Genomic DNA, 14,153 nt, shown 5'->3' on the forward strand with positions numbered 1-14,153 from the left:
TCACGCTCAAAACCTCTTGAAAACCTATCATAGCGAATTTCCAAAAGGGCTCTAAAAGGAAATTTCTTTCTTTTACGCGCCAGTCTTTAATATTGCAGAAGCAGGAGAAAATTTAGAACTTTTTATTGCCGCTTGGAAGGCAAATAGAGCGTCATTATTTCTCGTATAAAGACTGTTAACAACACATCATGCAGGTGTGGTTTTTTTTACTGCGTGTTGGGAATAATCACAACACGCTCTCACTTCATTCCGCTGCTTGCGCAACATCATATCGAAAACGCGCTGTGGTGGCATCGCAGTGGTAGCTACTCCCTATGTCACGCGCCATGTCAGCCAGCTCGTTCACAGCAGAAAGGATATAGTCCACTTTCTCATCACTCATGAGAACACTGAAATTTAGCCGAACCCAACCGGGTTTTTCTAATTCCTGCCCAGCCTGAATAATAGCATGCAAAGCACGGGATTGCTCTTCCTCTATTCCCAACAATCTATGCGCATATGGACCGGCACAGGCACAGCCACCACGGGCCTGAATACCATAACGATCAGACAACATACGGGTGAAAAGCTGATGATGCACAAGCGCACCAACATCATCCTTTATTCGGAAAGAGAAGATGGGCAAGTGCTGGCCAGCCTTTGCGTTTCCCAAAACCTGAATATGGGGGTTAGCACTCAAACTTTTATATGCTTTTTGGTATAGAGCCGTATTACGCTCAGCCATGTAAGTCTGGCCAATGGCATCTTTCACCATAAAACAGAGTGCTGCACGAATATTGCCAATAATATCTGGCGTGCCCGCTTCTTCCCGTGCCACGAGGTTAGCCGAGTAATCATGCCCCCATGGGGAAACAAACTTTACAGTGCCACCACCCGGCGCACTGGGGCAGGAAACTTCAACTGCTGCATCCCGCACAATAAGCACACCCGATGCGCCCGGCCCCCCAATGAACTTATGTGTAGAGATAACCACAGCATCTTTTTCACACTCGGTTCCAGCCTGCATTGAAATAGGCAGATACGGTCCAGCCCCGGCATAATCCCAAACAGATTTAGCCCCATATGACTTCAAAAGTTTTGTGACTTTATCAACATCAGTTACAATTCCCGTGACATTGGATGCCGCTGAAAATGCACCAACAACCAGACGGTCCTGTCCAGCATTCCGTAGACATTCCTCTAACTGCTGCATGTCAGGACCGCCTTCAGGCGCTTCAGCCAGTTCTATTAAACTGGCACCGCTCTCACGCCACGGCAAAATGTTGGAGTGGTGCTCATATGGCCCCATCAGCACCAAAGGCTTTTGCCCGGCTTTAACAGCTGCCGTCACGCCTAATAAGTGAACCAGCTTATTCAAGCCTGCCGTAGCACCATTGCCCGCAAAAATGGTCGCATAGCCGTGTTCTGCCCCGCATAACCGCGCAATGGTCTGCCGTGCAGCATGACGCAAACGGTTCATAACCTGCCCGCATAAGGAAGCTTCAGTGTGGCTGTTCGCGTAATAGGGTAGTACATCCTGCGCAATGGTCTGCTCTATCATGCCCAATGCTCGGCCTGATGCCACGTAATCTGCATAAACCAGAGGCACCACACCGTATGGCCCCTCTATTGGCATACCGTCGCCTATGACATCGTCTCCAAGGCGCTGCACAATCGCACCCTGCTGGAGTAAAGCAGCAAACCGGGAAAAAAGCGTTTCTGGAGTATGCATGGTCAACAAGCCGTCATCAGGAAGTGAGAGTTTGCACAGACTACCGGGCTCTCTCCCTAATAACTTACCCAATTTCCTGCTTGATTGCTCAAAAACCAGATCATATGATTGCTTATGAGCCTTAAATTAGATCATTTAGACCGCGCTTTGTTGCGCGCCCTGCAACAGGATGCCTCGCTTTCTCAGAGAGATCTGGCTGAGAAAGTTGGTATGTCACAAAATGCCTGCTGGCGACGGTTACAGGCTTTAAAAGTTGCGGGCATTCTGCGCGGGCAAACCATTGTGCTGGACCGCGCCAGCATAGACATGGACCTGACCGTCATTGTGCTGGTCAAGACGCGGCATCATGCAAAAGAATGGCTGGATAACTTTAAAAAAGTCGTTCTCTCCATCCCCAATATCGTCGATTTTTACCGTATTGCCGGAGACTATGACTATATGTTGAAAATAGTTGCCAAAGACATGAATGCGTTTGACACTATTTATAGAAGAATGATTGAACATATCGACTTGGATACCGTGACATCCTACATGGCCATGGAAGCCATTGCAGATAATCGCCCATTACCTCTTTAACATTCCTATCAGGATATTTCTTGATGACGGTTACTCTCTACCATAACCCGGCCTGTGGTACATCCCGTGCTGTTCTGGCCATGATTGAGGATGCAGGCGTGACGCCCAAGGTTGTTCTTTACCTCAAAGCTCCTCCTAGCCGGGACACATTGGCCCAACTGGCCGCCACGAGTGGCCAGCCTGTAAGAACGCTCCTGCGGGAAAAAGGAGATCTTTACGAAAAACTCGGTCTGGCTGCCTCAACAGTGTCTGATGACACTATCTTGGACGCCATAGCCGCCCATCCTGAACTTTTAAACCGACCCGTTGTGACCTCACCGCTCGGAACACGTATATGCAGACCGAAGGAACTTGTGCTGGAAATTCTGCCCCAATCCTGAACCAGACAGGACGCTTCGTGTGCAAAGCGTCCTGCACCCTGACATCGGGCCTGCTCCCCTTATTTCTCAGGCCGAGGATGCCAAAAGCCAGTTTTAAAAAGAAACCGCGTGTAGTGTCTGGCATAAGTGCAGTCTCAGCGGCTAACCGCCTCCTTGCAAACGCACCACCATGATCTGACGCTGTTTCAAACCTTACCACAGGAATTTATGGCTTAGTCCTTGAGGTAGAAGCGTTCAGCCACTAGTATGTGCTCCCAAAGAAGCATTTGGCTTCTGCCGTTCGGGACAAAGTGAAAAGGTGGCTGTGAATGGAGTGGACCGAGGAAACGATCTCCCGGCTCAGGGAGCTGTGGGCAGAAGGTCTTTCAACAGCCGAAATTGGCCGTAGACTCTCCATCACGAAAAATGCGGTTGTCGGCAAGGCGCATCGTCTTGGTTTACCACCCCGTCCGTCGCCTATTCGCCGGAGCGAGAAAAAACCAGTCACTGAAGCGACCAAAGTAGCACCTGCTGACGCGCCAGTAACTGACAAGCCGGACGCAGTTGCCGCCAAGACGCCAGTTGCGGTAGAGGCAACACCCAAGGCTATAGACGAGGCAGTAAAGCCCGTAAGCGCTGCGGTACCACCAGCCCCCAAGCCGGAAGCGGCCCCCAAAGTAGTTGCTGCCAAACCAGAAAAACCCGCAGCGGCACCGCGTGTGCAGTCACGCTCCAAGCCTGCGCTAAGCCGGATTTCCGACGCTGAGCCCAAAAAGCGCCGTGGCCCGTCCTGCTGCTGGCCGATTGGTGACCCCGGCACACCGGGTTTTCATTTTTGTGGCGCAACCCCACTTCCGGGGAAACCTTACTGTGCCGAACACGCACAGATTGCTTACGTCAAACTGCGTGACAGACGCGACAACGTAGCCTGATTGTTAAAAAAGGGTGCCTCAAGGCTGGGGCGCCCCTTTCCCCTGATGGACAAACTCCATACAGGGGAAAGTCATCGCCACACCCCTCAGACCTGATAACTCAGCTTTCGGCGCTTTTTTCAGCGGCTGGGGCTGGCGTGGCAGCACCGTTATCATCTTTCAGCATTTCAAGCTGACCGCTGATCTGGCCACCATCTTCCACCTTCAGGCGACGACACGCAGCCTTGCCGAGCAGACGCCCCGTTGCACGCAACGTCAGGCTGCCACGGGCTGTCAGAGTGCCATCAACGGTGCCTGCAATCTCAGCGTTTTCAACTTCCACACCACCGCGGAAAAGACCGCCCGGCATCACAACCAGTTCTTTGGCTGAGATCATGCTGGACTCAACGGTGCCTTCAACCACCAGACGTTCTGCGTCCTGCACCGTGCCCTGCACGCTAATGCCACGACCCACAACAAGAGTGCGCTGCTCAGGCACATCTTTTTTAGGCTGTGCCTGCTGCGGCAAACCACGCCCTGCGCCCGGAATAGGCGGTACGGATGCGTTGGGGGAAAGAGGGGAACCGGGGGGAAGTGGCGCGCGACCCATAGAGGTCTCCTTTGCTGTTGCAGGATAGGAAGCCGGAGTCGCGCTGCCAGAAGCAGGCGATGGAGAACCGGCTGAAGACGATGAGGATGGGAAAATGGAACCGAGAGCACCCGCTGGGTTGCTGCCAGCGCCCGGCTGGCTGGCACTCTGCCCAGAACTGGATGCGGCCGGTTTGGTTTCTTCAGGTTTGCGTCTCTTGAACAAGAACACCCCCGCCATGCTGGCTGCCTTTTCAAGACAGCGGTTTTACGAATACCGATAGATGTTTGCAGCAAAACACCTAGCTGGCATCTTCAAATGTTATACAGCCACCAAATGTGGCGGCAAGGACTGCATACGGCTTAGTGTTGCCCTTTTTGTGGCAGCAGGGTACCGGAAGAGCCGATACAGTCATTTTTTTTCGGGAAAATATACCTGTCATGACGGCTTCTGAGATTACTTACGATATTCTGGGCATTGGTAATGCCATCACCGACATTCTGGCCCATGTTGATCCTGCCTTTCTGGAGCAGCAGAATCTGACACCGGGTAGCATGACATTAATTGATGCTGCGCGTGCCGATGCCATTACCGCCGACCTGAAAACTGAGCGGGTCATGGGTGGGGGCTCTGCCGCTAATACCTGCGTTGTTGCAGCACAGTTTGGGGCCCGCGTTGCGTATCTGGGTAAAGTAGCCCGTGACCCATCTGGTGAAAAATTTGCGCAGGATCTACGGGAAAACGGTATTACTTTCCCCTCTGCGCCGCTGGATGGCCATTTGCATGACAACCTGCCAACCGCACGATGTGTCGTGATGGTAACCCCGGATGGCCAGCGCACAATGGCAACCTACTTAGGAGCTTGCACCCAATTTACACCAGAAGATGTTCTGGAGAGCACAATCGCGGCCTCACGCATTGTGTATCTGGAAGGGTATCTGTTTGACCCGCCGCATGCTCAGGAAGCATTCCGCCGTGCGGCAACACTGGCACACCAAAATGGCCGCCAAGTTGCCCTTTCCCTCTCTGACCCCTTCTGTGTTGGCCGCCACCGTCAGGCATTTTTAGATCTGGTCCGCGGACATGTTGATATTCTCTTCGCTAATGAAGACGAAATCTGCGCCCTGTATGAAACAGAAAACTTTGACACCGCTGCGCAGCACACGTTGAAGGACACCACCTTTGCCGCCCTGACCCGTTCCGGGCTTGGCAGCGTTGTTATTCATGATGGCCAAATAACAAAAATTGACCCAGTGCCTACTCAGGTTGTGGATACAACCGGTGCTGGAGATGCTTACGCTGCTGGCTTTTTGGCAGGCCTGACAACGGGGCGCACTCTTCCGGAATGTGGACGTCTGGCATCCGTTGCTGCTTCAGAAATTATTTCTCATGTTGGGGCGCGTCCGCTCTCCAACATCTGGCAGGAAATGGGCTTCTAATCAGCCCACCCTTTGTTCCTCTTCCCTCAGTCTTGGGAAGGGGAACCACACGGTATAAGCGCCACTTTCCCGTCCTTGACGGCAAGAGCAATTTCACCGCTCCGCAAAGAGAGTGCTGCATCACCAAATACGCGCTTTCTCCACCCGGATAATACGGGGTTAGGCTGGGTAGGATCGAGCGCCAAGCCTTCCAGTTCATCGAGCGAGGCAACAAGCTTGGGGGCTACGTCATGTTCTTCACAGCAGGTCGCCAGCAGAACCTTCAACATAGCCATCAAGGCACCAGATGGACGAGCAGCGTCTTTGCTTCTTCCCTTCGGTAGTCTGGGCAATTCAGAATCCAGAAGTTCCTGAGCCTTCTTTACGGCCTCGATCATGGCCAGACCTGTTCGACCTTCCGCCAGCCCACGCGATACACCGCGCACACGCGCGAGAGCCTCTATTGTGGTCGGGGCTGTGGCAGCAATTTCCAGCAAGCTTTCATCTTTTAACAAACGCTGACGTGGCACGTTAACGCGCTGCGCCTCACGCTCACGCAGGGCTGCGGCTGCGCGCAAGATCCCTAACATACGCCGGTTATTCGTGCGGGCCCGCAAACGCTCCCACTGTTTTTCAGGATCAGGACGGAAGGTTGCCGGGTCTGCCAGTTCTGCCATTTCAGCAGAAACCCATTCCAGCCGTTTTTCTTTCTCAAGTTTTTTCAGGAGTTTTTCATAAACAAGCCGCAACCACGTCACATCCCCTGCGGCATAGGTCAATTGGGCAGGTGACAGAGGCCGGGCTGACCAGTCTGTGAAGCGATGGCTTTTATCAATGGCATGGCCAGTCAGAGACCCAACAAGACTGTCATACCCAACTTGGTCACCATAGCCCGCCACCATAGCGGCAACCTGTGTATCAAAAACGGGGCTTGGCAGTGCATCAAACAGATACAGGAAAATTTCCAGATCCTGCCGTGCGGCATGAAATACTTTTAGAACAGACGTATCGGCCATCAGCTCAGCAAGGGGGGAAAGGTCTAAGCCTTCAGCCACAGCATCAATCAGCACAACTTCTTTCAACCCGCCAATTTGTACAAGGCAGAGTTCGGGCCAATATGTGCGTTCACGCATGAACTCGGTATCAATGGTCAGAAAACGCTCACTCCGCAGACGTGAGAGGGTTTCTGCCAGATCTTCCGTATTGGAGATGAGGCGGGGCTGGGGAAATGCAGAAGCTGAGGATTTAGCCATATATCCTTCATACACAACCTGCGGAGAAAAAGAAGCGGATGCAAGGCCTGTTTGAGCGGAAAAGCTTGACGGAATAGGCTTAAGCCTCAACATCCTGCCTTTCTCTGCTAAGAAAGGAAGACCCCATGAGCCGCCCTGATGATGGCAGTACAGCGCTGAGCCAGCTTGGCCGCAACATTGCAGCCCCTAGCTGCCCCGAAGATGCAGTTCTGGAGCGTGTACCTGCCCCTTACCCGGACAGAAACTACCTTGTGCGTTTTACGGCACCTGAATTTACATCTTTGTGCCCAGTCACCAGCCAGCCGGACTTTGCCCATCTTGTGATTGATTATGTGCCGGACAAATGGATTGTTGAAAGCAAGTCCTTAAAACTGTTTTTGACCAGCTTTCGCAATCATGGTGCCTTTCATGAAGCGTGTTCTATTCAAATAGCCACAACGCTCGTTGATCTTCTGTCCCCTGTCTGGTTACGGATTGGTGCTTACTGGTACCCGCGGGGCGGGATTCCCATTGACGTATTCTGGCAAACCGGCGCACCCCCTGTGGATGTCTGGATACCCTCGCAGGATGTACCGACCTATCGTGGCCGTGGCTAAACAGGGCATAAAAAAAGCCACCCGAAGGTGGCTTTTTTCGTCTTGTTTCACCCAATAACAACTGGGCAAAAACGAGCCTGTAACTTAGCGGGAAGACCCGGCCTCAATCTCGGCACGTACGGCAAGAATTTTTTCCTGCAGAACATCCAAACGAGACATATCGTTTTTGTCGGCCTTGCCCCATGCTTCCGTCAGGGCTTCAAGCTGTGCTGTTGCGTTATCAATAGAGATTTCGCTTACAGGTTCAGCCCGATCTGCCAGAATAGTGCAACGGGTTGCTGTAATGTCAGCAAACCCACCACCAACAAAGAAGCGCTCTGTTACAGCGCCATTGTCATACAAAGACACAACGCCACCACGAAGCAGCAGCATCATGGGAGCGCGGTCAGGCATGGCCGCAATATCGCCTTCCGCGCCCGGAATGACAGCCATTTCTACTTCCCGTGATACCAGAACCTTTTCAGGGCTGATAATCTCGACCTGGACCGGCATGAACGTGCTCCTTCCTGAAAATCAGCTATTAAGCTGATTCTCTCAGTTTTTCTGCCTTGGCAACGGCTTCTTCAATGGTGCCTACCATGTAGAAAGCAGCTTCTGGCAGGTCGTCATATTCACCAGCGCAGATGGCTTTGAACGAACGGACCGTGTCAGCAATAGATACCAGAACACCTGGAGAGCCCGTGAAGACTTCTGCAACGTGGAACGGCTGAGACAGGAAGCGCTGGATGCGGCGTGCACGGGCCACAATACGCTTATCGTCTTCAGACAGTTCGTCCATACCCAGAATGGCAATGATGTCCTGCAGGGATTTGTAGGTCTGCAGAATACGCTGCACTTCACGCGCCACATTGTAGTGCTCTTCACCCACGATAGCGGGGTCAAGTGAGCGAGATGTGGAGTCCAACGGGTCAACAGCCGGGTAAATGCCCATTTCAGCAATAGAGCGGTTAAGAACCGTTGTTGCATCCAAGTGGGCAAAGGTTGCTGCTGGTGCAGGGTCGGTCAAGTCATCGGCAGGAACATAAACGGCCTGAACGGACGTAATGGAACCCTTTTTGGTGGACGTAATACGCTCCTGCAGCGCACCCATTTCCGTCGCCAGTGTTGGCTGATAGCCCACTGCTGATGGAATACGGCCCAGCAGAGCAGACACTTCAGAACCAGCCTGCGTAAAGCGGAAAATATTATCCACGAAGAAGAGAACATCCTGGTTTTCTTCGTCACGGAAATATTCAGCCAGCGTCAGACCGGTCAGAGCAACACGAGCACGGGCACCCGGTGGTTCGTTCATCTGACCGAACACGAGGGCCACTTTAGAGCCGTCTGTTTCGTTGTTTTCGCCCAGTTTGATAACGCCAGCGTCCTGCATTTCGTAATACAGGTCGTTACCTTCACGGGTACGCTCACCAACACCAGCAAACACAGACACACCACCGTGCGCTTTTGCAATGTTGTTGATGAGTTCCTGAATGATAACGGTTTTGCCAACGCCAGCACCACCGAACAGACCAACTTTCCCACCCTTGAGGTAAGGGCAGAGCAGATCGACAACCTTAATGCCGGTCATCAGGATTTCAGCAGAGGCTGCCTGTTCTTCGAAAGACGGAGCTTCACGATGAATTGGCGCACGACGTGCTGTTGTGATCGGGCCTTTTTCGTCAATCGGCTCACCGGTGACGTTCAGAATACGACCAAGCGTTTCCGGACCAACAGGAACGGAGATCTGGGAACCGGTGTTCACCACTTCGGCACCACGTACCAGTCCGTCTGTGGTTTCCATGGCGATGCAACGGACTTCGTGCTCACCAATTTCCTGGGCCACTTCCAGCACCAGTGTCTGATCGCCAAGCTTTACATGAAGGGCGTTCAGGATTTTTGGCAGTTCACCTTGGAACTGCACATCAACCACTGGTCCTCTAATCTCAGTAATGCGGCCAACAGCATTGGACTTCGTGGCCGCAGGGGCCTGGGTCTGGGTTGTGGTATCCGACATGGGTCAGCTCCTGCGGGGCAAACGAGCGGGCTCAGACAGCCTGTGCGCCCGAAATGATTTCGATCAGTTCGTTAGTAATGTTCGTCTGGCGGGTCCGGTTATAGACCTTGCTCAGACTATCGATGGACCGGCCTGCATTCCGCGTGGCGTTGTCCATTGCCGTCATGCGGGCACCGTTCTCGCCTGCTGCTGTTTCCAGCAGAGAAGCATAGATCTGTACCTGCAAGTTTTTCGGAAGAAGCATAGCCAGAAGCGTTGCTTCATCCGGTTCAAATTCATATTGGGCGGCGTCTGCTGCCGGTGCGGCAGGTGTTTCACCCACTGCACCATCCATCACCAGCGGCACAAGCTGCTGGCAGGTGGGAACCTGTGTCATGGCATTGCGGAACTGGTTATAGACCAGTGTGCAAACGTCAATCTCACCAGATTCCAGCAGAGCGTTGATCTTGTCACCAAGACCGCTTGCCACAGAGAACGGAATTTCTTTCCCGCTGAACCCCATAACCTTATCAACGATAAGGTCAGAATATTCACGGGAAAAATAGTTGATGGCACGACGACCAACCGGAAGCAGCTTAACGGTCTTACCTTCAGACTGAAGCTTACGGATGGTGAGTTCCGTCTTGCGGTGCACGTTGGCGTTAAAGCCACCGCACAGCCCACGATCACTCGTGAGAGGCACAAGCAGATGGATCTGATCACGCCCGGTTCCGGCCAGAAGGAGCGGTCCCCCTTCTTCCCCCTTCGTAGCGCCTGCCAGTTCGGCCAGCATGCGGCGCATGGACGCAGCGTACGGACGGGCAGCTTCAGCACTAGCCTGAGCGCGGCGCAATTTTGCGGCCGCGACCATTTTCATCGCGCTGGTGATCTTCCGTGTCGACTTGATACTTCCGATCCGGGCGCGGAGTTCCTTGAGGGAAGCCATGACTGCTCCTGCTGCCTCAGCCGCCGAAATTGCGGTTGAAGGTGGTCAGATATTCAGTGAGACGGGCTTCAGTGTCTTTGGACAGAGCACGTTCCTTGCGGATTGTGTCAACCAGATCCTTACCACCATTCTGCAGGTCTTTCAGCAGAGCATGTTCCCAAGGAACAACTTTCTCAACTGCAATACCGTCAATGAAGCCACGGGTACCGGCAAACAGCACAATAACCTGTTCTTCAACCGTGAGCGGAGAAGACTGAGGCTGCTTGAGCAGTTCCACCAGACGTGCACCACGTGCCAGCTGCTTCTGGGTTGCCGGATCAAGGTCGGAAGCAAACTGCGAGAACGCAGCCATTTCACGGTACTGAGCCAGTTCCAGCTTAATCTTGCCTGCAACCTGCTTCATGGCTTTGATCTGTGCGGCGGAGCCAACACGAGACACAGAACCACCCACGTTCACAGCCGGGCGGATACCACGGTAGAACAGGTCCGTTTCAAGGAAGATCTGACCGTCGGTGATGGAGATCACGTTGGTCGGGATGTAAGCAGACACGTCACCAGCCTGTGTTTCAATAACGGGCAGAGCCGTCAAAGAACCACCACCGTGGGCGTCAGACATTTTTGCAGCACGTTCCAGCAGACGGGAGTGCAGGTAGAACACGTCACCTGGGTAAGCTTCACGGCCTGGCGGACGACGCAGCAGCAGGGACATCTGACGGTATGCAACTGCCTGCTTGGACAGATCATCGTAGCAGATCAGGGCGTGCATGCCGTTATCGCGGAAGTATTCGCCCATAGCGCATGCAGCGTAGGGTGCGAGATACTGGAGCGGTGCCGGGTCAGATGCGGTAGCTGCCACAACGATAGAGTACTGAAGCGCACCCTTTTCTTCAAGCAGACGTACCAGCTGAGCAACCGTAGAACGCTTCTGACCAACTGCAACATAGATGCAGTACAGGGACTTCTTGTCGTCGCCCAGATCATTGACAGCTTTCTGAGCCAGAATGGTATCGGTCAGAATGGTCGTTTTACCAGTCTGACGGTCACCAATCACGAGCTCACGCTGGCCACGGCCAACTGGCACCAGTGCGTCAATGGCCTTAATGCCGGTCTGCATTGGCTCGCTGACGGACTGACGTGGCATGATGCCCGGAGCCTTGACTTCAGCGCGACGCATTTCAACTGCGCCCAGAGGGCCTTTGCCGTCGATCGGGTTACCCAGACCGTCAACAACGCGCCCCAGCAGGCTTTTGCCTGTTGGCACTTCAACCACAACACCGGAACGGGTGACTGTGTCACCTTCACGGATATTGGTGTCATCCCCGAAGATAACGATACCGACGTTATCGCTTTCGAGGTTGAGCGCCATGCCTTTCTGGCCAGCGGAAGGGAACTCAACAAGTTCGCCTGCCATAACATTCTGCAGACCGAACACACGGGCAATGCCGTCCCCTACGGACAGAACAGTACCGGTTTCGACAACGTCGGATTCTTTGTCAAACGACGCAATCTGCTGCTTGAGGATATCCGAAATCTCTGCGGGACGGATTTCCATCACGCGGCTCCCTTCATGGCGTAATGCAAACGAAACAGGCGGGTCTGAAGACTGGCGTCATACAGTTTTGCCCCTACACGTACGACAAGGCCGCCGAGCAGGGTGGCATCAACACGCTCACGAATCGTGACACGTGCATAACCGGCTTCAGCCAGACGAACTTGAAGCTGGGTGCGCTGATCGGGGCTGAGCGGCTGGGCGGAGGAAACCTCTGCCACAACTTCCCCGCGCCGGGACGCTGCCAGAGCATCGAGCGCGGCAAGAATGCGGCGCAGGACTGGCAGGCGGCGGTTATCAGCAACAACGCCAACAAAATTTTTAATGATTGGACTGAAGCCCTGCGCATCCAGCGCGGCCAGTATGGCCTTGCGCGAGACGAGGATATCCAGCCGGGTATCGGCCAGAACAGTGCGCAACGGGGCGCTTTCATCTATCAGGCGGGCAAGCGCCGCACCTTCATCAAGCACTGCATCAAGCTGCTGCTGGTCTGCTGCGAGTTCATAAAGCGCAGTTGCATAACGGCCTTCAAGACCGTTGGCAGCAAAAGCAACCGGTTGTGCTGTCGTTACGCCCGAGGCCACCACTGTTTAGGCTCTTTCCTTCTGTGCGCGCCGGCATTCCACATCAATGACTCCGCCTGCGGCCCGTATGGAACCATAAGCATTCGTCGGCGCGGCCTCTAGCATGACGAAACACGCCACGCAACTGGCGTCTGCCGCTAATTTGCCGGAATACAGCGCTGACCTACCCGACGACGCTCAAAAAAGCCCAACTGGAATGGGGCCTCATCTGGTTTCGTGTGAAAAATGAGCGTAACGAGCCTAGGACGATAATATTTCTTAGGCCCGCAATGAGCGCTTATCCCCGAGGGTGCGGATAGAGCGTGCACAAGCCTGAAGCTGGCACTGCAAGAGCTCACCGTAACCGAGTGGCAAAGCATTTTAGAATTTTTGGAGAAACTGGAGCGGACAGAGGGAATCGAACCCTCCTCGGTAGCTTGGAAGGCTACAGCATTACCACTATGCTATGCCCGCGCTCTGTTGGGCTACTTTTATCGCTAAACCATCACGTTCTGCAAGCCCCCTTTTGCGGGGTTTTTTATCCCCCTGAAGCCTGTTGTTGAAGAATATTGTCTTCTGCCTCTTGACTTTATGCCCGCAACATATTTTCTTCCGCCTCCTGTGAGGGCCACACCACGGTCTAGCCAGACAAACGGTTTTCCGTTATAGGCTTGTTTCGTGGCGGCAGTCGCATTGCAGGGGTGTAGCTCAATTGGCTAGAGTGTCGGTCTCCAAAACCGAAGGTTGTGGGTTCGAGACCCTCCACCCCTGCCATCTCATGCTGGCTGGAACCTGATCTGCCTTAACCGCAGAAAAAACTCCTGACAGTTTGAATATGATTTTTCACGCTGCGCCGTTTCCCGCATCAAGCCGGGGCGGGCGGCAAGAGAGGATGGTACGTGTCGGTCAGTCCCGGTAAGTTTCTGCGTGATGTGCGTGCCGAGGCCGAACGGGTTACTTGGCCTTCTCGGCGTGCCACCCTGATTACAACAGGCGCTGTTCTGGCTATGGCTGGTCTGGCATCTGTTTTCTTTTTTGCCGTAGACCAGCTTATTGGTCTTGGTGTGCGTCAATTATTCGGACTGGGAGGCTGAGGAAACGACATGGCCAAACGTTGGTATGTGGTCCACGTCTATTCGGGCTTCGAGAAGAAAATTGCGCAGCACATTCGCGAGCAGGCAGAACAAAAAGGTCTGGCTGACCATATCGACGAAATTCTGGTGCCTTCTGAAGAAGTCATAGAAGTACGCCGTGGTCAGAAAGTGAATGCTGAACGGAAATTTTTCCCTGGCTACGTGCTGGTGAAAATGGAAATGACGGATGAATCCTGGCATTTGGTCAAGGATACACCCAAGGTTACGGGTTTTCTGGGCACCAGAAACCGCCCTACCCCCATTTCTGCTGCTGAAGCAGAGCGCATTATTCACCAGACGGCAGAAGGCATCCAGCACCCACGTGCTGCGGTCAGCTTTGAAGTTGGTGAGCAGATTCGTGTCTCTGACGGGCCATTCACATCCTTCAATGGTGTGATTGAAGAAATTGACGAAGAAAAGGCTCGCCTGAAGGTTAGCGTTTCCATCTTCGGTCGTTCTACGCCTGTGGATCTGGAATATGGTCAGGTAGAAAAACTTTAAGGTTTTTGCCTTACTTTTAATCGGATTTCTTCTGTGGTTACCGTCCGTTATGCAAGAGTTTTCTGACCCATATTGA

The 14,153-nt window shown here is 53.4% G+C and carries 15 protein-coding genes and 2 tRNA genes; 8 read left to right on the top strand and 9 right to left on the bottom strand.

What is annotated here, in order from left to right; all coding sequences use genetic code 11:
* Window positions 1-244 precede the first annotated feature (244 nt).
* Entirely contained in the window at window positions 245-1,711 is a 1,467-nt protein-coding gene (locus tag ACTIDN_RS11715; RefSeq protein WP_441377196.1) for an aminotransferase class V-fold PLP-dependent enzyme, read from the bottom strand.
* A 114-nt stretch (window positions 1,712-1,825) separates the two neighbouring features.
* Between ACTIDN_RS11715 and ACTIDN_RS11720 the strand changes: the two genes are divergently transcribed.
* The 3 genes from ACTIDN_RS11720 (at window position 1,826) to ACTIDN_RS11730 (ending at window position 3,578) form a co-directional block, all read left to right on the top strand.
* Window positions 1,826-2,287: an Lrp/AsnC family transcriptional regulator gene (locus tag ACTIDN_RS11720; RefSeq protein WP_441377197.1), complete on the top strand. Its 462-nt coding sequence runs from the start codon at window positions 1,826-1,828 to the stop codon at window positions 2,285-2,287.
* A gap of 23 nt (window positions 2,288-2,310) precedes the next feature.
* Entirely contained in the window at window positions 2,311-2,667 is a 357-nt protein-coding gene (arsC, locus tag ACTIDN_RS11725) for an arsenate reductase (glutaredoxin) (RefSeq protein WP_441377198.1), read from the top strand.
* 308 nt (window positions 2,668-2,975) lie between these two features.
* Entirely contained in the window at window positions 2,976-3,578 is a 603-nt protein-coding gene (locus tag ACTIDN_RS11730; protein ID WP_441377199.1) for a GcrA family cell cycle regulator, read from the top strand.
* Between the two features lie 100 nt (window positions 3,579-3,678).
* Here ACTIDN_RS11730 and ACTIDN_RS11735 read toward each other — a convergent pair whose 3' ends face one another.
* Complete coding sequence (locus tag ACTIDN_RS11735; protein ID WP_415508686.1) at window positions 3,679-4,386, bottom strand: bactofilin family protein; 708 nt, start codon at window positions 4,384-4,386, stop codon at window positions 3,679-3,681.
* A 200-nt stretch (window positions 4,387-4,586) separates the two neighbouring features.
* Between ACTIDN_RS11735 and ACTIDN_RS11740 the strand changes: the two genes are divergently transcribed.
* The gene (locus tag ACTIDN_RS11740; RefSeq protein WP_415508685.1) at window positions 4,587-5,585 is read left to right on the top strand and encodes an adenosine kinase; all 999 of its coding nucleotides are present in this window, start codon (window positions 4,587-4,589) and stop codon (window positions 5,583-5,585) included.
* 26 nt (window positions 5,586-5,611) lie between these two features.
* On the opposite strand, the gene rnd is transcribed toward ACTIDN_RS11740, so the two are convergent.
* The gene (gene rnd / locus ACTIDN_RS11745; RefSeq protein ID WP_441377200.1) at window positions 5,612-6,817 is read right to left on the bottom strand and encodes a ribonuclease D; all 1,206 of its coding nucleotides are present in this window, start codon (window positions 6,815-6,817) and stop codon (window positions 5,612-5,614) included.
* 125 nt (window positions 6,818-6,942) lie between these two features.
* On the opposite strand from rnd, the gene queF reads away from it, so the two are divergent.
* The gene (queF, locus tag ACTIDN_RS11750; protein ID WP_415508683.1) at window positions 6,943-7,413 is read left to right on the top strand and encodes a preQ(1) synthase; all 471 of its coding nucleotides are present in this window, start codon (window positions 6,943-6,945) and stop codon (window positions 7,411-7,413) included.
* A gap of 84 nt (window positions 7,414-7,497) precedes the next feature.
* On the opposite strand, the gene atpC is transcribed toward queF, so the two are convergent.
* The 6 genes from atpC to ACTIDN_RS11780 form a co-directional block, all read right to left on the bottom strand.
* Window positions 7,498-7,905, bottom strand: a complete 408-nt coding sequence (gene atpC / locus ACTIDN_RS11755; RefSeq protein WP_048839072.1) for an ATP synthase F1 subunit epsilon — start codon at window positions 7,903-7,905, stop codon at window positions 7,498-7,500.
* 28 nt (window positions 7,906-7,933) lie between these two features.
* Complete coding sequence (gene atpD, locus ACTIDN_RS11760; RefSeq protein ID WP_048839071.1) at window positions 7,934-9,406, bottom strand: F0F1 ATP synthase subunit beta; 1,473 nt, start codon at window positions 9,404-9,406, stop codon at window positions 7,934-7,936.
* Between the two features lie 31 nt (window positions 9,407-9,437).
* The gene (locus ACTIDN_RS11765; protein WP_048839070.1) at window positions 9,438-10,331 is read right to left on the bottom strand and encodes a F0F1 ATP synthase subunit gamma; all 894 of its coding nucleotides are present in this window, start codon (window positions 10,329-10,331) and stop codon (window positions 9,438-9,440) included.
* Between the two features lie 16 nt (window positions 10,332-10,347).
* A complete protein-coding gene (gene atpA / locus ACTIDN_RS11770) occupies window positions 10,348-11,883 on the bottom strand; it encodes a F0F1 ATP synthase subunit alpha (RefSeq protein ID WP_048839069.1) in 1,536 nt (511 codons plus the stop codon).
* Window positions 11,883-12,467 (bottom strand): ATP synthase F1 subunit delta, encoded by a 585-nt coding sequence (gene atpH, locus ACTIDN_RS11775; protein WP_086651018.1) that lies wholly within the window; start codon window positions 12,465-12,467, stop codon window positions 11,883-11,885. The genes atpA and atpH overlap by 1 nt, the downstream gene beginning before the upstream one ends.
* Before the next feature lie 376 nt (window positions 12,468-12,843).
* Window positions 12,844-12,917, bottom strand: a tRNA-Gly gene (locus ACTIDN_RS11780).
* A 223-nt stretch (window positions 12,918-13,140) separates the two neighbouring features.
* Between ACTIDN_RS11780 and ACTIDN_RS11785 the strand changes: the two genes are divergently transcribed.
* The 3 genes from ACTIDN_RS11785 (at window position 13,141) to nusG (ending at window position 14,077) form a co-directional block, all read left to right on the top strand.
* Window positions 13,141-13,217 (top strand) — tRNA-Trp (locus ACTIDN_RS11785).
* A gap of 125 nt (window positions 13,218-13,342) precedes the next feature.
* Window positions 13,343-13,537: a preprotein translocase subunit SecE gene (gene secE, locus ACTIDN_RS11790; protein WP_048839067.1), complete on the top strand. Its 195-nt coding sequence runs from the start codon at window positions 13,343-13,345 to the stop codon at window positions 13,535-13,537.
* Between the two features lie 9 nt (window positions 13,538-13,546).
* The gene (gene nusG, locus ACTIDN_RS11795) at window positions 13,547-14,077 is read left to right on the top strand and encodes a transcription termination/antitermination protein NusG (RefSeq protein ID WP_415508724.1); all 531 of its coding nucleotides are present in this window, start codon (window positions 13,547-13,549) and stop codon (window positions 14,075-14,077) included.
* The last annotated feature ends 76 nt before the right edge of the window (window positions 14,078-14,153 follow it).

It is taken from the genome of Acetobacter sp., assembly GCF_052102375.1.
Lineage (GTDB): Bacteria > Pseudomonadota > Alphaproteobacteria > Acetobacterales > Acetobacteraceae > Acetobacter.

Excerpts from the sequence above, each read along its gene's own strand:
- ACTIDN_RS11720 (WP_441377197.1), top strand. The coding sequence starts at position 1,826 with ATGAGCCTTAAATTAGATCATTTAGACCGCGCTTTGTTGCGCGCCCTG.
- queF (WP_415508683.1), top strand. The coding sequence starts at position 6,943 with ATGAGCCGCCCTGATGATGGCAGTACAGCGCTGAGCCAGCTTGGCCGC.
- ACTIDN_RS11715 (WP_441377196.1), bottom strand. The coding sequence starts at position 1,711 with ATGCATACTCCAGAAACGCTTTTTTCCCGGTTTGCTGCTTTACTCCAG.
- atpA (WP_048839069.1), bottom strand. The coding sequence starts at position 11,883 with ATGGAAATCCGTCCCGCAGAGATTTCGGATATCCTCAAGCAGCAGATT.
- arsC (WP_441377198.1), top strand. The coding sequence starts at position 2,311 with ATGACGGTTACTCTCTACCATAACCCGGCCTGTGGTACATCCCGTGCT.
- rnd (WP_441377200.1), bottom strand. The coding sequence starts at position 6,817 with ATGGCTAAATCCTCAGCTTCTGCATTTCCCCAGCCCCGCCTCATCTCC.
- ACTIDN_RS11735 (WP_415508686.1), bottom strand. The coding sequence starts at position 4,386 with ATGGCGGGGGTGTTCTTGTTCAAGAGACGCAAACCTGAAGAAACCAAA.
- atpC (WP_048839072.1), bottom strand. The coding sequence starts at position 7,905 with ATGCCGGTCCAGGTCGAGATTATCAGCCCTGAAAAGGTTCTGGTATCA.
- nusG (WP_415508724.1), top strand. The coding sequence starts at position 13,547 with ATGGCCAAACGTTGGTATGTGGTCCACGTCTATTCGGGCTTCGAGAAG.
- ACTIDN_RS11730 (WP_441377199.1), top strand. The coding sequence starts at position 2,976 with ATGGAGTGGACCGAGGAAACGATCTCCCGGCTCAGGGAGCTGTGGGCA.
- atpD (WP_048839071.1), bottom strand. The coding sequence starts at position 9,406 with ATGTCGGATACCACAACCCAGACCCAGGCCCCTGCGGCCACGAAGTCC.
- ACTIDN_RS11740 (WP_415508685.1), top strand. The coding sequence starts at position 4,587 with ATGACGGCTTCTGAGATTACTTACGATATTCTGGGCATTGGTAATGCC.
- ACTIDN_RS11765 (WP_048839070.1), bottom strand. The coding sequence starts at position 10,331 with ATGGCTTCCCTCAAGGAACTCCGCGCCCGGATCGGAAGTATCAAGTCG.